This window comes from Pseudoalteromonas sp. P1-16-1b (assembly GCF_001401785.1).
In the GTDB taxonomy this organism is placed as follows: domain Bacteria; phylum Pseudomonadota; class Gammaproteobacteria; order Enterobacterales; family Alteromonadaceae; genus Pseudoalteromonas; species Pseudoalteromonas undina.
This window is the reverse complement of sequence record NZ_LKGQ01000003.1, coordinates 195,760-221,382: the sequence shown is the minus strand read 5'-3', so window position 1 is coordinate 221,382 and position 25,623 is coordinate 195,760. Positions and strand designations below refer to the sequence as shown.

Genomic DNA, 25,623 nt, shown 5'->3' with positions numbered 1-25,623 from the left:
AACAATACTTACTAGCCCTACCCCGTATTTACCTTTAGAATATGGGCTTGCAAATTTTTTTCAATTATTCATACATATTAAGGCGAAACGCAGATGGGAAGAGCTTACCAAAACAAAAAAGATTCAATGGCTAAAACTGCGGGTGCTAAAACTAAAGTTTATTCTAAATACGGTAAAGAAATTTATATTTGTGCTAAAAATGGCGGTGTTGATCCAGACGGCAATCTAGCACTACGTCGTTTAATTGAACGCGCTAAAAAAGACCAAGTACCGGCTCACGTAATTGAACGTGCTATTGATAAAGCCAAAGGTGGCGGCGGTGAAGACTATGCAGCCACGCGTTACGAAGGCTACGGCCCAGGTAACTGTATGATTATTGTTGACTGTTTAACCGACAACAACAAACGTACTTTTGCTGATGTACGTGTATGTTTTACCAAAGCAAACGCTAAAATTGGCGCACAAAACTCAGTTTCACACTTGTTTGATCACCTTGCTATTTTTGTGTTTGACGGTGACGACGATGAAACCGTACTTGAAGCGCTGATGATGGCAGATGTTGATGTTACCGACGTTGAAGTAGAAGATGGTAAAGTGACCGTATTTGCACCGCACACTGAATACAACAATACTCGCACAGCACTTGAAGAAATGGGTGTGACAGAATTTGACGAAGACTTAATTGCTTTTGTACCTCAAGTTGAAGCTCCTATTGAAGGCGAAGACGTTGAAGTTATGGAGCGCTTTTTAGCCATGCTTGAAGATTGTGACGACGTACAAAACGTGTACCATAACGCTCAATTTTAATCGTTAAGCGAACAACCTGAACTTCGAATAATAAATCTGTTTCAAGCAGAGTTCAGATCAAATAATGTTTAAAGGTCAACTTAGTTGGCCTTTTTGTTTTATGTAAAATGGATTAATTAATTTTGAATACCCTTTCACAACTTCGCAACGGCCAATTGCTTGGTGCAACACATCTACAATTGGTTGAAACGCTAAGCGACTTTCCTGAAGAAATTTTTACACTTGCTGATACCCTCGAAGTCTTGGATTTATCAAATAACAATTTATCTGATTTACCTGATGAATTTGCTTGCTTAACAAAATTAAAACGACTGTTTTTGTCGTTTAATCAGTTTAACCATATACCTAAAATACTCGCTAAGTGCCCCGCTCTTATCATGGTTGCCTTTAAAGGTAACCAAATAACTGAGTTTGCAGATAACAGCCTGCCTAAAGCGATTGAATGGCTTATTCTTACAGATAATAAAATAGCCAAACTGCCTGCAACATTTGGCCAATACACTGCGCTTAAAAAGCTGGCTTTGGCAGGTAACCAACTCAGTGCTCTACCAACAAGCATGGCAAACTGCCATAACTTAGAACTAATTAGACTCTCTGCAAATCAATTAACTCATGTTGATGATTGGCTATTTGAACTTCCTAAGCTTACTTGGCTTGCATTTGCAGGTAATTGCTTTAATAAATCACAGTGCCTTACCCAATCAAATTTAACCAATAAACCACTGAGTGACTACTCGCTCAGTAAAGTAATAGGCCAAGGCGCATCAGGAATTATTCATCTTGCTTATTCAACAAATAAAGAGCCGGTTGCTGTTAAGTTATTTAAAGGGAGTATTACAAGCGATGGTTATCCGCTGGATGAAGTTAATTGCTGCTTGCAAGCGCTTGAGCATCCAAACTTAATTAAAGTACTGGCTTACATTGAACAACAGCAGCAGCTTGGTTTAGTGATGGAGTTAATTGATTCAAGCTTTACGAATCTAGGCTTACCTCCCAGCCTTGATACCTGTACTCGTGATACATTTGAAAGCGATTGCCATTACTCTGCCGATACAATTTATAGCATTGCAAAGCAAATGGTTAGTACTGTGGCACACTTGCACCAACACAATATAAGCCATGGTGACATTTATGCGCACAATACTATGGTAAACCCGCAAGCAAGGGTTCTGTTTGGTGATTTTGGCGCAGCTACTGATCTTACTATGCTGAGTGATTATCAACGTCAACAAATGCAATTAATAGAAGTGCGCGCTTTAGGGTGTTTAATTGAGGACTTACTTACCACCTGCCACGAGCAAAGTGCTGAAGTAATGCACTTACAACATATTTCGCAGCAATGCATGAGCGAAAATGTTGCACAGCGGCCAACGCTTAGAGTATTAGCTGACTTTTTATGATTGCTGCGGCCATGGATCTTATGGCCGCAATCAAAAACTACAGACTATTTTTGTTTTTTAAACGGGTAAATTTGTTGCTTTAGCATACCTACAGGCATGTAGTCCCCGACAACACCATATTCTTTAGGCCACTCTGCTTGGCCTTTTACCGCAGTACCAAATAAATAATCTAAAAACGAGAAATGGGCTGCATAATTTCGATCAATGGCAGCTTTATCGGATGCGTGATGCCAATGGTGAAACTGCGGAGTAACCATAAAATATTTCAACCACCCAAATTTTACATTCACGTTAGCATGATTAAATACGGCTTGAAAACCAACAATAATTACATATAAGCTAATTATTTGCTGTGAAAACCCCAGCACAAATATAGGGGTTAACACTAAACTACGGGTGATCAGTATTTCTAAAATATGCTGACGAGAGCCTGCGAGCCAATCCATTTCTTTGGCACTGTGATGCACACCATGAAATCGCCACATAAATGGCACTTCGTGATACGCACGATGCGTCCAATACTGCATTAAATCAGCCACCAAAATAATTAAAAATAGCTGTAGTATAAACGGCATTTGCGCTATGTAAGCTTGCAGTGTGCTCGAAACCGCCCAACCAAAACCATAATGCACAAAATGATTAGTAACCAGTAATACAAAACCCACTATTAAGTGATTAACAAAGAAGTGGTTTAAATCCCCGCGCCATTCACTACGAAGTATTTTTTGCTCTTTTCGATGCGGAAGTAGTTTTTCAATTAAAATAAAAATTAAGGTAGAGCCTAGTAAGTCTAATATAAACCAATCTAGGCCAATATAAGGAGTGTTATCTGCAAAGTCATTCACTTCAACATTCGGGCCACCAAAGCTAATGGCCAGTATAATAAAAAACCACGCAGTGGCACCCAAACGCTTATTCGTATTTCGTACAAAATTAAGTAACCCTAAGCTACCGGAAATAATAAGAGCAACAAACATGAGCTGACGTAAAAAGTCAACGCTATAGCTTTTGCGTAATTCTGGAGTCGTTAAATATTCCGGAAAGTGGAATGCAAGCACTCCTAAGCAACTTAATATTGCCAAAAAGCAAGCAATATAACCGCTGATATTACCCTCACCGATTTGCAGATGGCTAGTACGAAATATTTTTTTAGTGACGTGTTTTAGCATTATTTTCCTTAATATGGCATGCAGTTCCCTATTCTAATGCGCACATTCTAGCAAATTTTGGGCTAACTAAAACACAAAAAAAGCCACGCAGTGCGTGGCTTGGCTAGATAAAGTAAAATTTAACTACACGGAAAAATTATAAATAAGCACCCAGCGCTTTAACTTGATCTAACATGCGGTTTGAGAAACCCCATTCGTTGTCGTACCACGCCATTACTTTAACTAATTTACCATCAGCACGCGTTTGCGTTGCATCAAAAATTGATGATGCTGGGTTATGGTTAAAGTCGATAGAAACAAGCGGCAGCTCATTGTACTCTAAAATACCTTTCATAGAGCCAAACGCAGCATCTTTAACTACTTGGTTAATTTCTTCAATACTTGTGTCACGCTTAGCAATAAATGTTAAATCAACTAACGACACATTAATGGTTGGTACACGTACCGCCATACCATCTAGTTTACCGGCAAGTTCAGGCAGAACTAATCCAACCGCTTTTGCAGCACCCGTTTTAGTTGGGATCATAGATTGAGTTGCACTACGCGCGCGGTATAAATCTGGGTGGTATACATCAGATAAATTTTGATCGTTGGTGTAAGCATGAATGGTGGTCATGCTACCTTGTTCAATTCCTACTGTATCGTTAATTGCTTTAGCAACAGGCGCTAAACAATTGGTTGTACATGAAGCATTAGAAATAATGTTGCTATCGGCATTAATTACATCGCTATTTACACCGTGCACTACGGTAGCATCCATATCTGTACCAGGAGCCGATACCACTACTTTTTTCGCGCCCGCTTCAATATGCTTATTAGCTGCTTCGCGAGAAGTAAATAACCCCGTACATTCAAGTACGATATCAACGTTTAGTTCTTTCCACGGTAAATTAGCAGGGTCACGTTCTTGCGTGAGCGTGATCACATCATCGCCAATTAGCATAGTGTTATCTTTAAGTGTTACTTGCTGTGAAAAACGACCATGTACTGAGTCAAACTGAGTCAGATGAGCATTTACATTGGCTGGGGCTAAATCGTTAATAGCCACAATTTTAATTTCATTATTTTGCGCTGATTCATACAGTGCACGCAATACATTACGACCGATACGGCCGTAGCCATTAATTGCTACATTAATCATTTTTGACTCCTATTAACTTCACATGCTTGGCGAGCAAGCGTTTCAATAGCTTGCCAGTCTTTATTTTCTATAAGTTGTTTGTCTAACATCCACGTACCACCTACACAAATAACATTGTTAAGTGCTAAGTAATTAGGCGCAGTAGCTAAACTAATGCCACCGGTTGGACAAAAAGTAATATCAGGTAATGGGCCGCCAATCGACTTTATCATCGCAGTTCCGCCTGCGGCTTCTGCAGGAAAAAACTTTAAAAATTTAAAGCCGTGCGCTGCTAAGTTCATCACTTCGCTTGGGGTTGCTGCACCGGGCAAAAAAGGAATACTTGACTCTTTTGCCAATGCTAATAGTTCATCGCTTACGCCTGGGCTCACCATAAAATCAGCGCCCGCTTCAACTGATGCGTTAAAGCTTGCTTTATCAACCACAGTGCCAGTGCCTACATAGGCTTCTGGTACTTCAGCTTTCATTAACTTTACAGCTTGTGCAGCAATTGGTGTACGTAGTGTAATTTCAAGTGCTTTTAAGCCACCGTTGTACAACGCTCTTGCAAGTGGTGCGGCATCTTCTAGTTTTTCGATTACCACCACTGGCACAACGGGTGCCGATGCTAAGATTTTTTCAATACTCATTACTTGTTCCTCATTACCCAATATGGCTAATTATTATTCAAGTCCAAAAGCACTTGCACCTAAATCGGCACTGCTTACGATATTTCTAAATCCAGTAAATAATTCACGACCTGTACCAAATGTTTGGCTTGCTTGGCTAATTTGTAGCTCACGCTGTGCAAGATCTTCGTCGCTTACATGCAGTTTTAAAATACCATTTGGCGCATCTAAAGTAACAATATCGCCTTCATGGATTTTAGCTATAATGCCGCCTTCAACTGCTTCAGGTGCTAAGTGGATTGCCGCAGGAACTTTGCCTGATGCACCCGACATACGTCCGTCAGTAACAATGGCCACTTTGTAGCCCTGATCTTGTAATGTTGCCATTACCGGCGTGAGCTTATGAAGCTCTGGCATGCCTTTAGCTTTAGGGCCTTGCTCTTTAAGAACAGCAATAAAATCTTGGTTAAGCTCACCACGGCTATATGCGTCTTGTAACTCACCTTGTGAGCTAAATACTTTTGCTGGCGCCGACACCACTTGATGAGATTCTGCAACAGCTGATACTTTAATAACTGCTTTACCTAAGTTACCCGTTAGTAGCTGTAAACCACCTTGCTTGCTAAATGGATTGCTTACAGGACGAAGTACTTCTTCATCATGTGAGTTTTCAGGACACGCAACCCATTTAACTTTACTAGGGCCATTGGCATCACTCATAATCAAGTTATCGTCTTTATCAAGCAGTGGCTCACACATGTAAGGTGCAAGACCTTCGCCTAAAATAGTAGTCACATCTGTATGTAGGTAGCCAGCACTGGCTAATTCACGCATTAAGAAGCCCATACCACCGGCTGCTTGGAAATGGTTCACATCTGCTGAGCCATTAGGGTAAATACGCGTCAGTAATGGTACAACCGCTGATAAGTCAGACATGTCTTTCCAAGTAACCTGAATACCAGCCGCTTTTGCAATCGCCACAATGTGGATTGCATGATTGGTTGAGCCACCAGTTGATAGCAAACCAACGAGGCCATTAATAATGGTTTTTTCGCTGATTACATCTGCTAAACACGGACCATCTTTGTTTTCTGTAAGCTGCTTGAGCATGGTCTCAACTGCATTACCCGTTAAGCCATCACGCAATTCTGTGTATGGATTAATAAACGAGCTACCTGGTAAGTGTAAGCCCATAATTTCCATTAACATTTGGTTTGAATTTGCAGTGCCATAAAACGTACAAGTACCAGCACTGTGATAAGAAGCACTTTCCGCCTCTAATAACTCATCGCGAGATACTAAACCTTGGGCAAACTTCTGACGCACGCGTGCTTTGTCTTTGTTTGGAATACCTGACTGCATTGGTCCTGCTGGTAAAAAATACACAGGTAAGTGGCCAAATGATAAAGCACCAATTAATAAGCCAGGAACAATTTTGTCACACACACCTAAACAAAACACACCATCAAACACGTCATGCGATAAAGAAACCGCAGTAGACATAGCAATAACGTCACGAGAGAAAAGCGATAGTTCCATGCCGTCACGACCTTGGGTAACGCCATCACACATTGCAGGTACACCGCCAGCAACTTGCGCGGTCGCGTCAAATTTAGTGGCAATGCTTTTAATTAAATCTGGGTATTCTTTGTAAGGCACATGCGCAGATAACATGTCATTATAAGAATTAATAATTGCAAGGTTTGGCACCTCATCTGCTTTTAAACGCGCTTTGTCATCGCTGCTGCACGCAGCCATAACATGGGCAATATTGCCACAGCCTAAACCAGCACGAACTCTTGTTTGTTTTTTTGCGTGCGAAATACGATCTAAATAGGCTTGACGGGTTTGTTTACTGCGCTCAATAACGCGTTCTGTGACTTCTTGAATTCGAGGGTGCAACATAATTTTACTCATCTCTATTCGTTAGAGGATAAAGGCTCAGTAACAATTATAGACTCCACGAAAATAACTGTACTGAGCATCTTTGACTTACCCGTTCAAAGGTACGCTACCAGGGAGCCTCTCACAACAACCCTGACACCGGTGTCAGGGTATTAACGCATGACAATGACACCGGTGTCAACCCTGAGTCATAAAAATAGTCATTTTTTTTAACATGTGCAATGAATAAACGTGAATTTTTAGTGAAATATTAGCGGCAAATAATGAAGGTTAAAAATGCAGATAAAAAAAGCCCGAGTAAGCGTCACTCATACTCGGGCTACTGTGAAAAAGCGGTTTTATTTTACGGCTGCGGTTGACTCTCGCGTGATTAATTTTGCTTCTAAAATCACCTTATACGGCGACTCTTGCGGCTCAATAATATGGGTAATTAACTGGGTAACAGCTTGTTTAGTCATTTCTTCTACGGGTTGCGCTATAGTCGTTAGCCCGGGCCAAATATGACGCGCTATGGGGGCGTTATCAAAGCCAGCAATAGAAATATCATCTGGTACACGCAAATTACGCTGTGTGGCTAATTTAAGCACGGCGGCTGCCATGTAATCATTCGATGCAAATACAGCAGTAGGTCGTGGCGATAAATCTAAAATACTACGCGCACTGTCTACCCCTGAGTGATAACTAAAGTTACCCTCTTCAACTAAGCGTTCATTAAATTCAATACCATGGCTTGCTAACGCGCGCCTGTAGCCTTTAAAACGCTGCTGTGTAGCACTGTGATCTGGGTGACCTTTAATAAACGCGATAGAGGTATGCCCTAGGTTTATTAAATGTTCGGTAATTTCAAATGCGCCCTGCTCGTCATTACTGGTAACAGAAATAGAGTCATCTTCTAAAATAGCAGAAGCCACTCGAGCATAAGGAATCTTTTTCGACTTTAAAAAGTCAACCAGTTCTGAAAAGTCACAAAATGGTGGCGTAAGTACTAAACCATCAAGGCGTGATGACTGTAATAGCTGCTCTATATTATTAATAAGTGCATCACCTCTGAGCTCACAAGGGTGAATCAGCAAGTTATAGTTGTTTTCTTGGCAAGCAGCCAATGCGCCTGTTTGCACTCGAGTAATATAACTTTTACTTGGGTTATCGTATAAACAACCAATAATAAAACTACGGTTTTGTGCAAGCCCTCGAGCTATAGGATTAGGTGTGTAATCAAGCTCTTTAAATACCGCTAATACTTTCTCGCGTGTGGCCGCGCTCACATTTGGTTCGTTATTCAGTACGCGCGATACCGTTTTTTTAGATACACCGGCATAACTAGCAACGCTATTTATAGTGACTTTTTTCATCTATTTATTTCCAAATGTATGCAACGTAATTAAACCTGTTGACTCGTATGCAAACACGCGGCAGCACCAATTAAAGGAATGTTGTCTTGTGTTACTAATGTGACCGGAATTTGACCTGTATATTGCGACATTATGCCCTTTTGTGAAAAGCGCTCAATGAAGCGGCTTTCCAGTAAACGAGCCTGCATTCTTGGTAATATGCCACCGCCAATATAAAGGCCACCAAGAGCACCATAAGCAAGCGCTAAGTCGCCTGCTACACTACCAATCCAATCACAAAACTGATTAAGCGTTGCCTCACATACTTCACATTCACCGCTGTTGGCTAAGCTACTAATTTGTGCAGCGTCTAAATTCTTTGCGGCGACCCCTTTAACTGCAGCCATTGCTTTGTACAAATGAGCAATGCCTGGTCCAGAAAACACAGTTTCTACCGATACATGTGGGTGGTCTTTCTTAAGTGCTTGAATAAGCTGAGCGTCAAGTTCATTTACCGCCGCTAGAGAAATATGACCACCTTCTGAACTCATTACCGCACACGAATGTGCAGTTCTTACTAAACACGCTGCACCAAAGCCTGTACCTGGGCCCATTACACCAATATTTGCTGTGTCGTCTGCTTGGCCAGGTTTAACGGTTACGTTTTGAGAAGGATCTAAATACGGAGCGGCGTAAGCGAATGCAGCAAAGTCGTTTATTACACTTAATTGTTCTAAGTCAAAATGCTGTTTGAAATCATTAACGCTAAAGTGCCAACCTAAGTTAGTTAAGTGAACTTGGCCTGCGTTAATTGGACCTGCCACTGCTAAGCACGCACGTTTAGGATTTATATGAGACACTGTTGATAAGTAATACTCGGTAGCACTTTCGAGCGATCCATAATTAGCACTTGGAAACGTATGATTATGCTCAATGGTAAATTGATTACTTGATTCATCAAACCCCGTGATCAACGCAAAGCGAGCATTTGTGCCACCAATATCGGCAACCAGAATTGGATCAAAGTGTGTGCTAGAGTGTAAACCCATAGTGTTATCTCTTTTGTTTAAGTAATGAGTACTTATTATTTTAATGGGGTATCATTGATACTTATTTACTTTGAGCTATCACCTCAAAGCAGCTATCACTGTAAAAAAGGCTACCTTTAATAATAAAGGTAGCTAATACGTTTTGACAACAAAATGATAAAACGTCCTTATTGTGACACCGGTGTCATGAAAAAATCAATAAAAAAATGCCTTTATTGACAAATAAGCTTGAAAAAAATCACTAATAAACGAGAATAGCCCCTTATTGTCCTCTTAAATAAGTAATCGTGATGAAAGGTAAAGCCACCTCATTTGATATAGCCCACTATGCTGGGGTGTCTCAATCTACAGTTTCTCGTGCTTTACGAAATAGTCCCTTGGTAAATGATGAAACCCGAAGGCGGGTTCATGACATTGCCAAAAAGCTTAATTACAAAGTTGATAAAAACGCCAGTAACCTGCGCACTCAACAAAGTAGCACCCTAGCTTTATTGTTGTTTGAAGATCCGACCTCAGATGAATCGCAAATCAATCCGTTTTTTTTAGCCATGCTGGGCAGTATTACTCGTGCCTGCGCTAAAGAGGGTTACGATTTACTCGTGTCATTTCAATCGGCCAGTGCTGATTGGCAGGCAGATTACGAAGACAGTCACCGTGCAGATGGCATCATTTTATTAGGTTATGGCGACTACATAGATTTTCAGCCTAAATTTAACACCTTACTTGAACAAAACACCAAATTTGTTTGCTGGGGGGCTAGCGTTGATAACCGCCCTGATTTAACCATAAGTTGCGATAATTATGGCGGCGGTAAACTCGCCGCTGAGCATTTATTGGCACATAGCCGAAAAGACTGCGCGTTTATAGGCGATGCATCTGATCATAGCCCCGAATTTTTTGCCCGCTTTAATGGCTTTAAAGACGCGTTACAACAAAACGGCATTACACTTAATGAGCGTAAGATTGCCAATGCTATTTCTACCGAAGAGTCTGGCTATCATGCCACTCGTTCGTTAATTGCTAATAACATCACCTTTAATGCACTTTTTGCTGCCAGCGACCTTATAGCAATAGGCGCAATACGGGCATTAAAAGAGGCCAATATTAACGTGCCAAAAGATGTAGCCGTAATCGGCTTTGATAATATATCTATTGCCAGTTACATTAATCCGCCGCTGACAACCATAGAGCAAAATACCACTATTGCTGGGCAAATGTTGGTTGAAAACCTATTAAAGCTCATTAGGGGTGAGCAAGTGCAAAGCACCCTACTACCACCGCGTTTAATTGCACGTGGCTCAAGCTAATTCATTCAGTAAAACCACTTTTAAGAAGCAACAAAATTAAAGGCAACAGCGCTCTTTTACCTTAAATTAATTCAGGCTTTATTGCATTTTTTCGGTCATTTGTCCTTTTTGCTTTCAATACTAAAGCTGGTGCTTTCGTAACATTAACAGGCTATTCACACCTCGCTATCACATTAGTTTTTTTAATCTGAAAGCAGCTGTTTTTAATGTAATTTTTCACTCGTCAATGCGTGCTTTTATCACTACAATCCTGTTTTTATTTTATTGTTAAAACTTCAAGCGATCATCTCATGCTATTGACCATCGTTTATATTATAGGTATTACAGCAGAAGCCATGACCGGTGCTCTTAGTGCTGGGCGCAGAAACATGGATTGGTTTGGTGTTATGTTAGTAGCCAGTGCCACAGCTATTGGTGGTGGTAGCGTGCGAGATATTTTATTAGGTAACTACCCGCTGACTTGGGTAAAACACCCAGAATATTTACTGATCACTTGTCTAGCCGGTATTGTTACCACTTGGTTAGCAAAATGGGTGGTTAAATTTAAAGGCATATTTATGCGCCTAGATGCACTAGGGCTTGCTGCGTTTAGTATTATTGGCTGCCAAGTTGGACTTAATATGGGTTTGCACTATGGAATTTGTGTGGTCGCAGCTATAGTAACAGGTGTATTTGGTGGATTATTACGAGATTTAATTTGTCGCCAAGCACCATTAGTACTTCATCATGAACTTTACGCAAGCGTAGCGCTTATAGTCGCGTGTTTATACTTAGCGCTACACCACTACAACATTGATGACAATATCAGCGTGGTTGCAAGTTTAGTGGTAGGCTATTTAATTCGAATGGCATCGGTACGCTTTAAGTGGCGCTTACCAACATTTAATTTATTAGAACCCGCTAATTTAAATAATGAGTAATAACAGCAGCGGTTAATGCCCACCTGCCCTAGCACTTTTAAATAGCCCGAATACTTTTCGGGCTAACAAACTAACCACAAAAAGAACTCCCAAAGCAAAACACAGTATGCTCAAGGGCATAAACAAGCTTTCATGTAGAACACCATTATTATCAATATACTGATACATACTGTTTTCTATCAACATAAAACCCGTGCCAAGCAGTAAAAAGCAAACACTCAATGTGGCTGTTTTGTTTGTAAAAAAGCGCATAATCTATCCATAACTATTTTATTAAATTGTCGGGATAGCAGTTTGAATGAGCGAATATTAATCTACAGTGACTGAGCAACATTAATTTTTTAAAATAAAAGTCACGCTCATTAAACTAAGCTTTTAGACATATAATAAAACCTGTCGTCTGCTTTATCTATGCTGAAACCTGAACGTGTGTAAAGCTTGTGCGCAGGGCTTATTTTAAAAACGCGAAGCCTAAGTTGCATAGCACCTCTGTGCACAGCTAAACGAGAACACTCACTAATTGCTGCTGCACCAATACCCATATTTTGAAACGCAGCATCTACTTGTAAGTCACGTATATAGCACCCCTCATCATCGAAAGCCAAGCGCATTGCACCCACTACATCGCCATTTAACAAAACATCCCAATTTTCAAGGTCTGAAATTTGCTCACATATTTTAAGTTGCTGCCAATCAACACCATAATGCTCATAATATCCACGCATATTGGTATAAGTTAACTGTGCAGAAGCCATTAAATCGGCTGTGGGCTGATAACACATATTCATTATTGCCATTCCTTTGTTTAGCGACCTTTACAAAACTTGTTGTGCTTGCTGGTTTTTAAAATATTTATTTACTAATAATGACTGCAACAAGCTAGTACTACTGGATGTAGCCCAGTACAAACCAATTGCAGAAGGAAAGTTAACCAGAGTAACAACACAAATAATTGCGGGAATTAGGAACAATAAGGTGCTGGTTTGCTCTGCGCTACCTGGCATCATCATTATAGATAAATATGTAATAGCCCCCACTAATAACGAAAGCGCAATATCAGGCTTTGCAATACTGGCAATCCAGGCAAACTTACTAGTAAATACAATTTGTTGCAAAGCCTGAAAAGTCCCAAGGCCAAATACCCCTTGGCTTGCCATATTAGTCACACTTTTTTTATCGATAAACTTAATGTTGTGCTTTTTATACAGCGCCATAGTTAATTTTGCGATTTCGCTGGGCTGGTTTTTATAGTTGTTTTTTATGCTATCTAGCTCAGGTTTTAGTGCGGCAATTGCTTTTTTATTTCTAACCATATTAGCCATAGCAACAAGGTTAATCGGCATTAAAACTAATCGTCCAATAACGGTAAACAAAATAATTGCAACCGCTTGGCTTACGCCCACTTCTTGGGTAAAAAAGGTGATTGATTGCACAATAAAATCAGTAAATAAATTCCAAATTTCCATTTTAGTTTTCCTTTTAATATTATGTATTAAAAGTAACCACCACGACATATTATGTCAACAGTTTATTTTAAACTTAAAATGGGTTGCTTATTTAACTGTGGTTTAGATTCTGATATTTAGTCATATGGATATTGCAGCGCAACTGAAAATATTTTATTAAATCTGGTGTACTTCTTTTGGTTGTTTATTATTTACATGCTTTAACCAATGTGTCCATAAAGCAAACATTAAAAGCATCGAGTTTATGCCGATCATTATCCAAGGCCTCAACTCAAATGCAAAAACACTAATAACAAAAGGAATAACAGGAATAGAGAAACCAATTGTTGTCAGTAATACCCCAGGATAAAAGAAAAAGAATCCCCAGTTTGTCTTTAGATATAACCCTATGGCAGAAGTAAATAACAGAATAATCCATATAATTATTAGCAAGTTATTTGCAAGCGTCAATCCAGCCGCCCCTATAATTGAAAACATTTCCCAATTAACAAGCAATGTAATAACGATCAGAAAAGAAATAACTCTTTGTCCATATTTGTATACTAAATCTTGCATATCGACCTTACTACCTAAATTAAAATACAAAATTAAAGATGGGTGTCTTGTTAAGTTGTGAAATAGTCCTCTCCACATAAAAGGCACGACGCACACAACGTGATATACATTGGTAGTACTTAGTTCGTCAAACTTCAAAAATTAGAGTGGATGTCTTGTTTATTTTGAGCGCAGCGACAATAGCCCATTGTTAATTGTCCGAGCGAACTTTAGAGCGAATTGAGGTACTTGTTATGTTTCAACAACGAAGGTCTGGTCTTTTATATGATTAACAATAAACTCAATTGCCTTTTCAACTAGTAGAATGAAGTCCTCAACTGGTTTAGCCGACATGATGTAAAATTGTTTCTGATCAGAGCTTAATTCAATGCATGAGAATTCATTGGTAAAAGTAGTACGTTGTTTATCAATAGCTTTTTGATCTTTCCCACTAAATCGACCATTTTTATGAGCGATAGAATTTCTTAGCTGCTGGAACTTTCCAAATTTTGGTGTGATTTTTTCGACTTCAAGTTTCGGTAAGCTTGCTGACATTTTTAAGTAACTTAATGCTTTCATTATATTACCTGCACCACTAACCTCTTCAAAAGAAAAAGGGATTTTTGCAGAAAACTTTAACTCAGTACAAATTTGAGACAATGTGCTTTCAAAAACAGTATATACAAGAACAATTGATGAATGATACAAGTAGCTTGAAATAGCTTTATGCTCTTGTTCATACATCTCTTGTAGCATCCCTTCTAAATCAGGGTTTGCTAGTGTGTCTTCGTAAATTTTATCAGCTAATTTTTGCGTCCGTTCATCTACAGATTCAATGGAAAAAGTTAAATAATCTTTCAGATATTTCATTTCAAAATCGAACCGCTCTTTCAATAAGGTAAGTTCGATTGAAATTTCCTTTGTATTTTCTTTTTTAGTAAACACTAGTTCGGATTTCCAATATGAAACATAACGCCTTGCTAAACGCGCGAAAAATTGTTGGCTAAAATAAGCAAGGAACGAGCAAAACCAACTGTTTTTTATCCGTTTAAGCAACTTGTTATAAATTTCTACGTATATAGTTCAACAACTTGCCTAATTTTTTGAGCCGCTAAAATAATTTGGAAAGCAGTTAAACCTGAAATTGATATTGCGGCAATTAATATACAGCCTAAAATATTTGATTCCAATTCATTAACTAGCAACCAAATAGAAAAAGCTGCAAAACAGCATAAAATACAAATTAAATATGATGCTACAACTCGATCGTTAATTTTATGAAATGCCCCCCATTCATAAAGGGGTTTATTGGAGGCGTTTTCAAGCGGAGTCGTTATTTTAGATGAAAACTTAAAAGTAAACCCACAAAACAACATTGGTAATGCAGGTATGTACTTCCATATTTCATCATCACTTTTCAGTTTACTTCCGATAAACTCGAATATGAAAGGAAAGTAATAATTAAGCACAAAAACAACTAGTAGCATTAAAAACTCAGGCGAAATAACGCTGAAACGAATTATATCTAATAGCCTTTGCATTAATGCCCCAAGTGTCTTTTATCTTTTATATCATTGAAAATTTCTACCGCTCTAGCATATAAAGCCTCTGGTTCTGGATTTTTATCGAAAGAAAAAATCTTAACCGTTTCAGAAGTTTTAATTGTAACAAAATCATTATCTCTTTTGCCTCTGACAGTTCCATGACCATAACCATCAGCAGCCATTAAAATTGCTGCATCCCCAATAGGAAGAGGCACTTCAGAGGTATATTGTTCTTCAGTTGTTTGGTTTGCCGCTCTCTCTATGTGGTAGGCTAAATCTGTATTCAATGGCTGGTTTTCTGGAGAGTCTTCTACCACGGTCATACGATCTGTATTTCGTTTAATTAAATAATCTTTTAGTTCTGCCCATAAACAACCAAACATTGGATTTGGCGGAGAGATTTTTGCGTTAACATGATAAATGCCCTCCAGAGATGAAATTTTGGCAGAGAATGAACGTAAATCAGAAACTAATTCGATATCACAATCAACAAAAAACCTTTGGTATGTTTCTTCAACAATTGAACAGAAACGATTAACGAAAGCTTTTTGCTCGATATGATTGTACACATTGAGAAATGCTATTCCCGAATGTGATGGTATGTATACAAAAGGGCTCGATGCAACTTTTAAATTAGGTTCTATTTGGGTTTCTTCTGTTCTTTTCTTGGTATCTACGATCGTAACTTCACCCAATGGTTTGTACTTACTGAGCCTACCAAAGATGTAATGTTGCCCCATTGTGTTTACTTCCTGAACATCGATAAATGTCCATGATGAGCCCCGATAAGATATCGATACAGGTTCGTTGATTGCTTTCATCAACTTTTCTTGGTTTAAAGTACCTAGTTTTAAAACTCGGCCTAAATAATACGTCCCTGAATTAGACACCAAACCCTCCGAAATTTATTATAATTTTATAGTGCACTCGTCGGGTATATTTCTGCCAACGTCACACCTATATATTTATTAACTACCTTTTAACAAATAACCTAACCCATTGCCAGCTATAATTATTTCTTGGTACTAAATATAAGACTAAAGAAGGAAATGCGCTCGTCGCGCATTTTCATGATAAGCGCCATAACGTAAGAAGAAGTTAAGCAACTTATGACTCATAAAATGCGCTATAACTTGGGGGCGATGCAATAAAAGCATGTTCACCAAAAGGGGCTAACGTATGTTAGCCCCTTTTGTGTGTGTTTTATTTATAGTGTGTTGTTTAGTAACAATAAACCATAGCCAGCGAGTTGCTCGCCATTGAGGTCGTGTTGCCAGTTAGGCGTTAACCCATCGCGTTTAATACTATTGATGCTTTGCGGGTTAGCGGTTAAGTTAAGCACAAACATACTTTTACTGCCGTTTAACTCGCGGGTTATTTCAACAAGCCCGTTGTTATGCTGTGTTAATTCGTAACTTCCTTTAATACCCAGCTCTGGGCGCTGTTTTTTTAGTGCTATTAAATGCTGATATAAACGCCACAGTGAATTAGATTGTGATTGTTGCGTTTTTACATTGCGATCAGCAGCATTAATTTGCTGTGCTAAATATTCAGGCCACCACTGGGTGTAATTATCACCAAACAGTTCAGCCTGCTCAACCCAACTTGTTTTAGCTTGAGTAAAACCAGCTTGGTTGCTGTTATTCCACTGCATTGGTGCGCGTTTATACACATCATGACCTGTGCCACCTTGTGTTAGGCCAATTTCTTCACCGTAATAAATATACGGCGTGCCAGGAGAGCTAAATAACATGGCGGCGGCAAGTTTTGCCTTATCGTCTTGTTCAGCAAGTTGATAAGCCACTCGTTCTTGGTCGTGATTAGTTAAAAACGGTGCAAAAAAATCAAGTGGTGCAGTTGAATCAATACGCTGTTGTAAATTTTGTTTGAGCACATTGGCATCAACTGCGTTGATTTTGTGGTTAGATTGCATGGTGCCAAATTGCGCTTCACCACTGGCATCGGGTTTTAATAAGCCTAATATTTTATAGCCTACTTCAAAATCAAAGCCTTGATCGAGGCCTTTACCTTCGCCAAAGTATTTTGCCGCAACGGGAATGTCAGCCCATGCTTCACCTACTAAGTACGCCTCTGGATCAACGCTTTTTACGTATTGGTTAAAGTGCTGCCAATATGCAATAGTTTCGTCGGTATCGGCTTGCGCATCTGCGCCACCTTCCATTGCAAAACGTACTGCGTCTAATCTAAACCCTGCAACGCCTTTATCAAGCCAAAACTTAGCCATTTTTTCCATTTCGGCAACAACATCAGGGTGGCGTAAGTTCAAGTCAGGTTGGCTTGCTCCAAACGCACCATAGTAATACTGCTGACGTGTTTCATTCCAATGCCATACTGCGTCGGGTTGGTCGTTATTACTCCATGCGTGGCCCCAGCCACTTCCGGCTTTTGGCATATCGTCGCGCCAAATAAAGTAATCTGCATAAGGGGCTTCATTATTTGCTGAACGCTGAAACCATTCATGGTTACTTGATATATGGTTTATAACTAAATCAAGTATGACTTTCATGCCTTTGTCGTCAGCTGCTTTTATAAAGGCTTCAAACTCTGTCATGCTGCCGTAGTCGTTTTCTACTTGGTAAAATTCAGTAAAATCATAGCCATGATAAGAAGGTGCTTCAAACATCGGGGTTAACCACAATGCGTTAACGCCAAGCTCTTGTAGATACGGGAGCTTTTGGGTCATACCATTAAAATCGCCATGACCATCAGCATCGCTGTCGTAAAAACTGCGGGGCCAAATTTGGTAAAAAATGGCGGTTTCCCACCATGGGTTTGCTTGTTGTTCAGTGTTTAGTTGCGATGTTTCGGTGTTATTCGTGTTGTTATTTAATGATGGTGTGCTTTGGCAACCTGTTAGCATGATTGCTAATGCTAATGCGCTCAAGGTAAATGTTTTCATTTCAGCCTCGTTATTATTGTAATAAATAACATAGCCGTATTTTACTACGGCTGTGTTAATTAGTTTGCGGTTATTTTAGTGCTTTAGTTACCACTGGGTAATGATCCCATACCTGTTTGTCGCTTAGTGAGCGCACTAGCTTTACGTATTCCGCATGTGTCCACGCCAATGGTGTGGCCGAGTTAGTACCCTCGCCTAACGTGTAACCCGCTTTATTAATGCCTACACCATCCCATACTTGTTCAGGTAGCATCATGCCTTGGTTAGCAAATTGCTCTAGCCCTTTTACATAGCTATTTTTAATAGCCTGCTGTTTTGTTGCATCTAAACTATTATTGGCATTTGCGGCGGCAATTTCGTAATGACCTCGTTCACCGGTAAAAAATGGCCAAACTCGCCCACGTTGCCCTGGGCTGTTTTTACCACCTTCGGCATAGTTAGCGCCAGTTACTTCGTCTTCACCGTATCCGTCATTACCATAGCGGCGGTAGCCTGCAAATGTGCCGCTGCCATCAGCAAACTCAAAGCTGTATTTAACTTGTAGGTTATCGGTTAGGGTTTCGTCATCATATTCTGGCAGTGTTTTGACTATGCTAGGCGCTAGCGCATCACGTACGCCATAGCGAACCAGTTCTAAAAATCCACCATCGAGAATTTGCTTTTTATTAAACCCTTCACGGCCATTATTAGCGTTAATTTTAGTATTTGAATTGGCGTCTTTGTCTTGGCCAATGCGAATGAAATATTCACCATCAGAAGCGCTCGACTCTAAATTACCAGCTGTTGTAAACATTAATTTTTCAATATCATTGTTATAACGCTTAGCTGTATTTAGGTAACGTGTTGCATTGGCATCATCACCTGCTAGTTTAGCGATATCGGCTGCAGTAATTAAACCAGCAACAACCGCTGCGGTGGTTGATGGCGAATACCCTTCTTGCTCTTCCCAGCGTTCTTGCTGAGTGGCTGGCGGCGTTATTTGTGTATCGTTCCATAGAATGTTTGCACGACCACCCTCAACTAAAAAGTCTGCCGCGGGCTTTAACATACGGCTATACCAATCGGTGAGCTCTGCATCACTTAATACACCTGCCTGATGGAGTTTCCATGCAAGCATGAGTGGCATTGCAGTTTGGTCAAGTTGTACGCCCACCCATTCTAGTTCACCATCAACATGTGTTTTTTGTAAAAACCACCCTGTATCGCCTTTATTGCCTGGGGTATTGCTGTTTACTTGAACTTTTTCAAGGTATTCGAATGCGGTTTTAGCGGTCGCATTATCGCCCATGGCCATAAACGCCATGGCAACTTGATAAAAGTCGCGCACCCATACCGCTTTGTAACCAGTAGAGCCTGTTTTAGCCGATACGGTTTCGCCCCAAGGGTTAGATAGTGAGGCAATAAGCGCACCTGCATGAGTTTTATCTTCTTGCGCTTTAAGTACCATTGCACTGGTGTAAAGTAACTTGCCGTTATCTGCGGTTTGTTCGCTCATGTTATTTAGCGGTGCAAGGCTTTGCAGGTAGTCTTGCCAACCAAGCGCTTCGCCTTTACCGTTGTAATTATCAAGCACCGCTTGGTAACCTTTGGCTAACGTAGCTTGGCCTTGTTTAAAGCTGGTTTGTTCGCTATTACCAAAGCTTAGGGTTAAATCGAACTGGCTGTTTTCACCAATTTCACCCAGCTCTGCAAGTAGGCTAACATTACCCGATTTTTCACCGGTATTTTTATAAACCTGAGTAAGCTGCTGAGTTGTTTTCAGCTGATTTAAACCATCGCTCACACCTGTAAAACCAACACTTGTTTGTTTAAATGGCTGCGCACCTTGCAATGAAAGGTAGCTGTTGTCTTGCCATGCAAGCAATCCTTGATCTGTAGTTTTAGCAAAATCATCAAGGCCGTTATTATCAACATACGGGTTAACGCTTACGTATGCCTTAACGCCTTCAAGCTCGGTATTAAAAATACTGCGTACAAATAAGCTTTGCCCATCAGGATCGGTAAATATGTGTTTTTCGAGGCTAAAGCGGCCTTGCTTATCTTTGCTTACTACTTTGTAAGCTAATGATAACGGGCGGCCTTTATCGTCTTTGTATAAGTAGTCAATGGTAACGTCTAAATCGTCAGCTTCTGTGACTGTAAAATCTTTTCCTGCTACAACAAATTGCATGTCTTTAATTTGCGCTTGATGAATAAGCCCAAACATTGTTTCGGTGATCATACCTTTAGCAATTGAAAACCATACTTTTGAAACCGCTCCTGTAGGGGCCTCATCACTGTAATGGCCATTTTGATATTGCTCAAAAGATGTGCCAATACCAGTTTTACCTGCATAGGCCCAAAATGGCTCTGCCCCAGGGGCACCTGGTGCCGATACCTGCATTACAGCGCTGTTTGATGGCTCTTGCTGCGCGCCACAAGCTGTTAAACCAAGCATTAATAAACTGGTGGTAATTGTATTTAATTTTTTCATTTTAAAGCCTTAATTAATTTCAGTTTACTCGTTACGTTACTGAGTGTGCTTAACACGCAATACCGCAACCGCTGCAAGTACAAACGACACAGCGCCCAGTACTAATGCGTAAATAGGTTGGTTTTCAAAAAAGTGGCGTAATATTAACCCCAATACGCTAGCGGCTAATAATTGTGGGATCACAATGAAAAAGTTGAAAATGCCCATGTAAACGCCCATTTTATGACTCGGTACTGAAGTACTTAACATTGCATAAGGCAGTGATAAAATAGACGCCCACGCAAAACCTACGCCTATCATTGGCCAAATAAGTAAACTTGGATCTTTTATGAACATAAAGCTCGCTAGGCCCAACGCACCTAAAATAAGGTTAAGTGCATGTGCTACTTTTAATCCCACGCGTTTAACAATGATCGGGATACATAAAGCAGCAATCGCGGCAAAGCCGTTGTATGCAGCGAATAATATACCCACCCAATCTGCACCGTTGTTGTAGGCTAACGAGCTGGTGTCGGTACTACCGTAATGAAAGCTAGTAACCGCTGAGGTGCTGTAAATCCACATAGCAAATAACGCAAACCAACTAAAAAATTGTACCCATGCCAATTGCTTCATCGCCTCAGGCATAGTGAATACATCATTCACTACATTATAAAAACCGCCGCTAGTGTGCTGTTTAGCTTTTAATGCCGCTGCAATAAATTGAATAACACCAAAACTAACTAACCCAGCAGCCAGCAAGTAAAGTTCTTTTTCCAGATCCAGCCCTAATACTGTGGCTAAAACAAGCAAACCTAAGCCGCTAAAAATAACGCCGCCTTTGGTAAAATTAACGTTATTAGTAATATTGGTTTGTGTTGTTTGTGATTCTTGTTGATTAAATTGTGCGAGCTGCTCGGGTGAGTACTCTTTTGTGGTGACAATAGTCCAGCCAACTGCAATAAATAAAATAACCCCACCAAAGTAAAACGAATACTTTACAGAATCAGGAATTTGACCAATCGGTGCAGTATTAGCAATATCAAACCAGTTGGTCATCATCCAAGGGAGTGCTGATGCAACCACCGCTCCCACACCAATAAAAAAGCTTTGCATAGCATAGCCTGTGGCGCGCTGCTTGTTTGGCAAGTTGTCGCCTACTAATGCACGAAACGGTTCCATGGTAACGTTAATTGAGGCATCCATAATCCACAGCATACCCGCAGCAATCCAAAGCGTGGGAGAATTTGGCATAATAAAAAGCGATAACGTGGTTAATATAGCGCCGTATAAAAAGAAAGGACGACGGCGGCCTAATTTGCCCCAAGTTTTATCACTCCAATAACCAATAATTGGCTGCACAATTAAGCCCGTGAGCGGCGCTGCAACCCATAAAATAGGAATATCGTCGACATTAGCGCCAAGTGTTTGAAATATACGGCTTACGTTACCGTTTTGCAGTGCAAAGCCAAATTGAATGCCTAAAAAGCCAAAGCACATATTCCATATTTGCCAAAAGCTTAAGGTTGGTTTGTTGTTATAATTCATGATCAGCCTTATTTGTTAAAACGGCACTGCTGAGTGCATCAAGGGTCAGCGTAAAGGTTGTATTTTGTTTCTCATCGCTCACCAAAATACCGTTATGCGACTCTAGTAGGTCGTATAGCGTTGAGTTTGGTTTGAGCATAGTTGCTTGATTCGGCGTGAGCGTAATAGTGACTGTTTGTGATTGCTGGCTAAAGTTGCTCAGCACCCATAATGATTGCTGGCCTAGGGTGCGTACAAAACCCACCACTCTATCACTGCCTGTTACCATCAAGGGTGCCATATCACCGGCAACAACAGCAGGTAAGCCATTAAGTTCCATAATTGCGATATAGTATTGACGTAACTGTGCTTGCTCAGGAGTTAAATTTGCGCCATCAAACTTGCCATTATTCATCCATGCTTGGTGCGCTGGTACGCCAATGTAATCAAAAATACTGGTGCGTGTAGGCGAACCAAAGCCTGCGTTTTCTGATCCATCTTCACCTACGTCTTGGCCAAAATAAAGCAAGGTTGGCGAACGACTAATTAAGTTAGAAACCACCATAGCCGGTTTACCCCATGCAGCGTCGCCAGCAAAGTCAGGACTTGCGATACGTTGTTCGTCATGGTTTTCTAAAAAGTGCAGCATGTGCTGTTCAATATCTGCCACTTCAGCTTGTGCTTTAAATAACGTGTTAGCGGGTTGCTTACCTTGCATAATCCCTTTTAGGGTGTCGTAAAAACCGACCTTGTCATACAAGTAGTCCATTTTACCTTGGTGAATATAGGTGCGGTACATCAATGGGTTATATACTTCGGCGAGTAAAAACGCATCGGGTTTATGTGTTTTTATTGATGAATTTAAAAAGCTCCAAAATTCAACGGGTACCATTTCAGCCATATCATAGCGAAAGCCATCAACCCCTTTATCTAACCAATAAAGGGCAATATCTCTAAATTTATACCAACTATTTGGCAGTTCTTTATCTTGCCAAAATTCATAATGTGCACGGTAATCTTGGTTTTCAAGCGATTTAGGTAAAGTTGGAAAGTCTAGGCTGCCATCGGGTTTAACACCGTAGTTAACTTTTACCGTTTCGTACCAGTCGTTTATATCAGGCTTTGGAGCACGTGCACCATTGCCAGTCCATTTTGCTGGGATTTCACTAAATTGACCATCGGCTAAAGGGTGTTTGTTGCCACCTAATACTTGGTAGCTGTCGCTTGTTGGTACTTTAAATGATTCACCCGGTACATAGTAAAAATTATTATTTTTAGCATACGCCTTGCTAGTATCATCGTCCTCACCAAAGTCTTTCACGCCGTTAGGCTTTGCGATTGAGTGATAATCTCGAGCCACATGATTAGGAACAATATCAATAATTACTTTCATGTCATGCTCATGAGTACGCTCAATTAGCGCGCTGAACTCTTCGAGTCTATTAGTAACATTAATTGCCAAATCAGGGTTTACATCGTAATAATCTTTTATTGCGTAAGGCGAACCTGCACGCCCTTTTACCACATCAGGATCGTCTTGTTTTATACCGTACTCAGTGTAATCACCCACCAAGGCATGATGCAAAACGCCGGTGTACCACACATGCGTGGTACCTAGCTCTTTAATGCCTTTTAATGCCTCGTCGTTAAAATCAGCAAACTTACCAACTCCATTTTGCTCTTTGGTTCCCCATGGCACATTAGCGGTTTGGGTGTTACCAAATAAACGAGTAAATACTTGATATACCACTGGCTTAACTGGGTCTGTTTGCTTAACTAACAAATCTGTTTTTATCTCTTTGTCATCACTGCAACCGTGCACCAGCAATGCGCTGCATATAAGCAACGGCGTGTAAAATCTTTTTTTCATTGTGTGTGTCATTTTTATTTCAGTGTTGTTATAGGTTTATACTAAAGCTAAGTAAAGCTTGATTACAGTTGCTGCATACGTATTCACAGCCATATTCAGTGACAATTAACCCGCAACCAAAGCACCACGTCACGCCACTTAGTTTGTTTTTAACTTAGCTAAAAACTCTTTATGAGTAGGTAGTTTATCTACCGTTGAATTTATTAGGGTTTTTAACGTTATGAATAAATCCGTTAGTTGTTCACTGCTTAATGAGTCAACAATACTGTTATAGTCATTTGGTATTAGGCCTTGACCTATAAACACTTGCTGCCAAGCTACTTCTGCAAATAACTCGTCGTTTTCGCGCACGACTTTGCCCGTTTGTTTAAATAAATCCATTTTATGCGCTAACGATTGAGGAATTTCCATTTGCTTACATTGACGCCAAAATGGGGTGTCTTCTCGCTCAGTTAATTTATAGTGCAAAATAATGAAGTCACGAATATGCTCGATTTCACTGATGCTTTGCTTATTAAATTCAGTTACTAACGCATCACTAACCCCATTATGAGGAAACAACTTAATTAAACGTGTAACCGCACTTTGTATTAAGTGAATACTAGTAGACTCTAAGGGCTCTAAAAATCCACTAGAGAGCCCTACTGCGACTACATTTTTATGCCACTGCTTTAAACGACGACCTGTTTTAAATTTAATTAAACGCGGGCTTGTTGTTGACTCACCCGGTAAGTTATTTAATAAAAGCGCGGTTGCCGACTCATCCGATAAATAACGGCTGCAATACACTAAGCCATTACCTGTTCGATTTTGTAGCGGAATTTGCCACTGCCAACCTGCGTTATGTGCTATTGATCGCGTATAGGGCTTTAATTCGTTACTGCCTGTTGATTGCACTGCAACAGCACTATCGCAAGGTAAATAATGTGACCAATCAACAAACCCCGCATTAAGAGTTTGCTCAATTAAAAGTGCGCGCTGGCCAGTACAATCTATAAATAAATCGCCTTGGATTTGGCTATTATCGTCAAGTGTTAAGTTGGTGATATTACCTGTGTCTGGGCATTGCTCAACACGTTCTATTTTTGCATCAATGTGTTTAACGCCGCGTGATAATGCAAGATTTTTTAAATATTCAGCATACAAAGTGGCGTCAAAGTGAAACGCATAACTAAGCCCTGGTAATTGAGTATTAGGAATAGTATTTAGTAGCGTAAATTTGTGCTGTTTAGCGGCTTGATAGTTAAGAGAAAAATCCCATAAAGAGTCCTCGCTGCCATTAATGTGCCCTTTTACCCAAAAATTATAAAAGTCACAAAAGGGAAAGTCTTTACCAAACGAGCCAAATGCATGCATGTAGCTATGCCCTGGTGTTTTCCAATTTTCGAACTCTATACCCAGTTTGATAGACGCATTAGTGGCATTTATAAAATCTTGCTCATTAATACCGAGCGCATTATTAAGCCCAATAATAGGAGGAATAGTGGCCTCTCCCACACCTATAGTGCCAATGCTACTTGATTCAATAAGGGTAATATTAATTACTTTACCTAACACTTTATTAAGTAGTGCTGCGGTTATCCAACCAGCTGTTCCACCGCCTGCAATGACGACATGTTTTATTGGCTTCATATTATTGCTCACTTTTTTAAATCAGAATTTAAAAAGTTTGA

22 protein-coding genes are annotated in these 25,623 nt (G+C 40.1%); 4 read left to right on the top strand and 18 right to left on the bottom strand.

Annotation, left to right across the window (positions count from 1 at the left end; genetic code table 11):
* The first annotated feature begins 93 nt into the window (after positions 1-93).
* Both AN392_RS03860 and AN392_RS03855 read left to right on the top strand, forming a co-directional pair.
* Positions 94-807 carry a YebC/PmpR family DNA-binding transcriptional regulator gene (locus AN392_RS03860; RefSeq protein WP_008110544.1) on the top strand — a complete coding sequence of 238 codons (714 nt, stop codon included), beginning with the start codon at positions 94-96 and terminating at the stop codon, positions 805-807.
* Between the two features lie 122 nt (positions 808-929).
* Entirely contained in the window at positions 930-2,207 is a 1,278-nt protein-coding gene (locus AN392_RS03855) for a protein kinase (protein WP_055011882.1), read from the top strand.
* A 44-nt stretch (positions 2,208-2,251) separates the two neighbouring features.
* On the opposite strand, the gene AN392_RS03850 is transcribed toward AN392_RS03855, so the two are convergent.
* The 6 genes from AN392_RS03850 to glk form a co-directional block, all read right to left on the bottom strand.
* Complete coding sequence (locus tag AN392_RS03850) at positions 2,252-3,376, bottom strand: sterol desaturase family protein (protein WP_010389847.1); 1,125 nt, start codon at positions 3,374-3,376, stop codon at positions 2,252-2,254.
* Between the two features lie 136 nt (positions 3,377-3,512).
* Positions 3,513-4,517 carry a type I glyceraldehyde-3-phosphate dehydrogenase gene (gene gap / locus AN392_RS03845; protein ID WP_010389845.1) on the bottom strand — a complete coding sequence of 335 codons (1,005 nt, stop codon included), beginning with the start codon at positions 4,515-4,517 and terminating at the stop codon, positions 3,513-3,515.
* Complete coding sequence (gene eda / locus AN392_RS03840; RefSeq protein WP_054200836.1) at positions 4,514-5,146, bottom strand: bifunctional 4-hydroxy-2-oxoglutarate aldolase/2-dehydro-3-deoxy-phosphogluconate aldolase; 633 nt, start codon at positions 5,144-5,146, stop codon at positions 4,514-4,516. Before eda ends, gap begins: the two co-directional genes overlap by 4 nt.
* Before the next feature lie 33 nt (positions 5,147-5,179).
* Positions 5,180-7,030 (bottom strand): phosphogluconate dehydratase, encoded by a 1,851-nt coding sequence (edd, locus tag AN392_RS03835; RefSeq protein WP_041709032.1) that lies wholly within the window; start codon positions 7,028-7,030, stop codon positions 5,180-5,182.
* 338 nt (positions 7,031-7,368) lie between these two features.
* On the bottom strand, positions 7,369-8,382 hold the full coding sequence (locus tag AN392_RS03830) for a LacI family DNA-binding transcriptional regulator (protein ID WP_010389842.1): 1,014 nt from the start codon (positions 8,380-8,382) through the stop codon (positions 7,369-7,371).
* 29 nt (positions 8,383-8,411) lie between these two features.
* On the bottom strand, positions 8,412-9,410 hold the full coding sequence (gene glk, locus AN392_RS03825) for a glucokinase (RefSeq protein WP_055011881.1): 999 nt from the start codon (positions 9,408-9,410) through the stop codon (positions 8,412-8,414).
* Positions 9,411-9,700: 290 nt separating this feature from the next.
* Between glk and AN392_RS03820 the strand changes: the two genes are divergently transcribed.
* Together AN392_RS03820 and AN392_RS03815 are read left to right on the top strand one after the other, a co-directional pair.
* A complete protein-coding gene (locus AN392_RS03820; protein WP_010389839.1) occupies positions 9,701-10,717 on the top strand; it encodes a LacI family DNA-binding transcriptional regulator in 1,017 nt (338 codons plus the stop codon).
* A 290-nt stretch (positions 10,718-11,007) separates the two neighbouring features.
* Positions 11,008-11,637 carry a trimeric intracellular cation channel family protein gene (locus AN392_RS03815; protein ID WP_010389835.1) on the top strand — a complete coding sequence of 210 codons (630 nt, stop codon included), beginning with the start codon at positions 11,008-11,010 and terminating at the stop codon, positions 11,635-11,637.
* A 12-nt stretch (positions 11,638-11,649) separates the two neighbouring features.
* Here the strand turns inward: AN392_RS03815 and AN392_RS03810 are convergent, their stop codons facing one another.
* The 12 genes from AN392_RS03810 to AN392_RS03755 form a co-directional block, all read right to left on the bottom strand.
* Positions 11,650-11,889 carry a DUF3955 domain-containing protein gene (locus AN392_RS03810; protein ID WP_010389832.1) on the bottom strand — a complete coding sequence of 80 codons (240 nt, stop codon included), beginning with the start codon at positions 11,887-11,889 and terminating at the stop codon, positions 11,650-11,652.
* A gap of 110 nt (positions 11,890-11,999) precedes the next feature.
* Entirely contained in the window at positions 12,000-12,425 is a 426-nt protein-coding gene (locus tag AN392_RS03805) for an N-acetyltransferase (protein WP_055011880.1), read from the bottom strand.
* A 27-nt stretch (positions 12,426-12,452) separates the two neighbouring features.
* Positions 12,453-13,103 (bottom strand): membrane protein insertase YidC, encoded by a 651-nt coding sequence (gene yidC, locus AN392_RS03800; protein ID WP_055011879.1) that lies wholly within the window; start codon positions 13,101-13,103, stop codon positions 12,453-12,455.
* Between the two features lie 156 nt (positions 13,104-13,259).
* A complete protein-coding gene (locus AN392_RS03795) occupies positions 13,260-13,658 on the bottom strand; it encodes a hypothetical protein (protein WP_055011878.1) in 399 nt (132 codons plus the stop codon).
* A gap of 231 nt (positions 13,659-13,889) precedes the next feature.
* Entirely contained in the window at positions 13,890-14,582 is a 693-nt protein-coding gene (locus AN392_RS03790) for a hypothetical protein (protein ID WP_055011877.1), read from the bottom strand.
* Between the two features lie 125 nt (positions 14,583-14,707).
* A complete protein-coding gene (locus tag AN392_RS03785) occupies positions 14,708-15,178 on the bottom strand; it encodes a hypothetical protein (RefSeq protein ID WP_055011876.1) in 471 nt (156 codons plus the stop codon).
* Complete coding sequence (locus AN392_RS03780; protein ID WP_200908270.1) at positions 15,178-16,071, bottom strand: hypothetical protein; 894 nt, start codon at positions 16,069-16,071, stop codon at positions 15,178-15,180. The genes AN392_RS03785 and AN392_RS03780 overlap by 1 nt, the downstream gene beginning before the upstream one ends.
* Positions 16,072-16,388: 317 nt before the next feature.
* Positions 16,389-18,101: an alpha-amylase family glycosyl hydrolase gene (locus AN392_RS03775; RefSeq protein ID WP_055011875.1), complete on the bottom strand. Its 1,713-nt coding sequence runs from the start codon at positions 18,099-18,101 to the stop codon at positions 16,389-16,391.
* A gap of 70 nt (positions 18,102-18,171) precedes the next feature.
* Entirely contained in the window at positions 18,172-20,574 is a 2,403-nt protein-coding gene (locus AN392_RS03770; RefSeq protein ID WP_055011874.1) for a glycoside hydrolase family 15 protein, read from the bottom strand.
* A 36-nt stretch (positions 20,575-20,610) separates the two neighbouring features.
* Positions 20,611-22,101, bottom strand: coding sequence for an MFS transporter (locus tag AN392_RS03765; protein ID WP_055011873.1), 1,491 nt, complete (start codon positions 22,099-22,101; stop codon positions 20,611-20,613).
* Positions 22,091-23,950 carry an alpha-amylase family protein gene (locus tag AN392_RS03760; protein WP_055011919.1) on the bottom strand — a complete coding sequence of 620 codons (1,860 nt, stop codon included), beginning with the start codon at positions 23,948-23,950 and terminating at the stop codon, positions 22,091-22,093. The genes AN392_RS03765 and AN392_RS03760 overlap by 11 nt, the downstream gene beginning before the upstream one ends.
* 138 nt (positions 23,951-24,088) lie before the next feature.
* Entirely contained in the window at positions 24,089-25,582 is a 1,494-nt protein-coding gene (locus tag AN392_RS03755) for a tryptophan halogenase family protein (RefSeq protein WP_055011872.1), read from the bottom strand.
* Between the last annotated feature and the right edge of the window lie 41 nt (positions 25,583-25,623).

Bases quoted from the DNA above. Each gene is read 5' to 3' on its own strand.
- AN392_RS03860 (WP_008110544.1), top strand. From the start codon at position 94: ATGGGAAGAGCTTACCAAAACAAAAAAGATTCAATGGCTAAAACTGCG.
- AN392_RS03850 (WP_010389847.1), bottom strand. From the start codon at position 3,376: ATGCTAAAACACGTCACTAAAAAAATATTTCGTACTAGCCATCTGCAA.
- gap (WP_010389845.1), bottom strand. From the start codon at position 4,517: ATGATTAATGTAGCAATTAATGGCTACGGCCGTATCGGTCGTAATGTA.
- eda (WP_054200836.1), bottom strand. From the start codon at position 5,146: ATGAGTATTGAAAAAATCTTAGCATCGGCACCCGTTGTGCCAGTGGTG.
- edd (WP_041709032.1), bottom strand. From the start codon at position 7,030: ATGTTGCACCCTCGAATTCAAGAAGTCACAGAACGCGTTATTGAGCGC.
- AN392_RS03830 (WP_010389842.1), bottom strand. From the start codon at position 8,382: ATGAAAAAAGTCACTATAAATAGCGTTGCTAGTTATGCCGGTGTATCT.
- glk (WP_055011881.1), bottom strand. From the start codon at position 9,410: ATGGGTTTACACTCTAGCACACACTTTGATCCAATTCTGGTTGCCGAT.
- AN392_RS03820 (WP_010389839.1), top strand. From the start codon at position 9,701: ATGAAAGGTAAAGCCACCTCATTTGATATAGCCCACTATGCTGGGGTG.
- AN392_RS03815 (WP_010389835.1), top strand. From the start codon at position 11,008: ATGCTATTGACCATCGTTTATATTATAGGTATTACAGCAGAAGCCATG.
- AN392_RS03810 (WP_010389832.1), bottom strand. From the start codon at position 11,889: ATGCGCTTTTTTACAAACAAAACAGCCACATTGAGTGTTTGCTTTTTA.
- AN392_RS03805 (WP_055011880.1), bottom strand. From the start codon at position 12,425: ATGAATATGTGTTATCAGCCCACAGCCGATTTAATGGCTTCTGCACAG.
- yidC (WP_055011879.1), bottom strand. From the start codon at position 13,103: ATGGAAATTTGGAATTTATTTACTGATTTTATTGTGCAATCAATCACC.
- AN392_RS03795 (WP_055011878.1), bottom strand. From the start codon at position 13,658: ATGCAAGATTTAGTATACAAATATGGACAAAGAGTTATTTCTTTTCTG.
- AN392_RS03785 (WP_055011876.1), bottom strand. From the start codon at position 15,178: ATGCAAAGGCTATTAGATATAATTCGTTTCAGCGTTATTTCGCCTGAG.
- AN392_RS03775 (WP_055011875.1), bottom strand. From the start codon at position 18,101: ATGAAAACATTTACCTTGAGCGCATTAGCATTAGCAATCATGCTAACA.
- AN392_RS03770 (WP_055011874.1), bottom strand. From the start codon at position 20,574: ATGAAAAAATTAAATACAATTACCACCAGTTTATTAATGCTTGGTTTA.
- AN392_RS03765 (WP_055011873.1), bottom strand. From the start codon at position 22,101: ATGAATTATAACAACAAACCAACCTTAAGCTTTTGGCAAATATGGAAT.
- AN392_RS03760 (WP_055011919.1), bottom strand. From the start codon at position 23,950: ATGAAAAAAAGATTTTACACGCCGTTGCTTATATGCAGCGCATTGCTG.
- AN392_RS03755 (WP_055011872.1), bottom strand. From the start codon at position 25,582: ATGAAGCCAATAAAACATGTCGTCATTGCAGGCGGTGGAACAGCTGGT.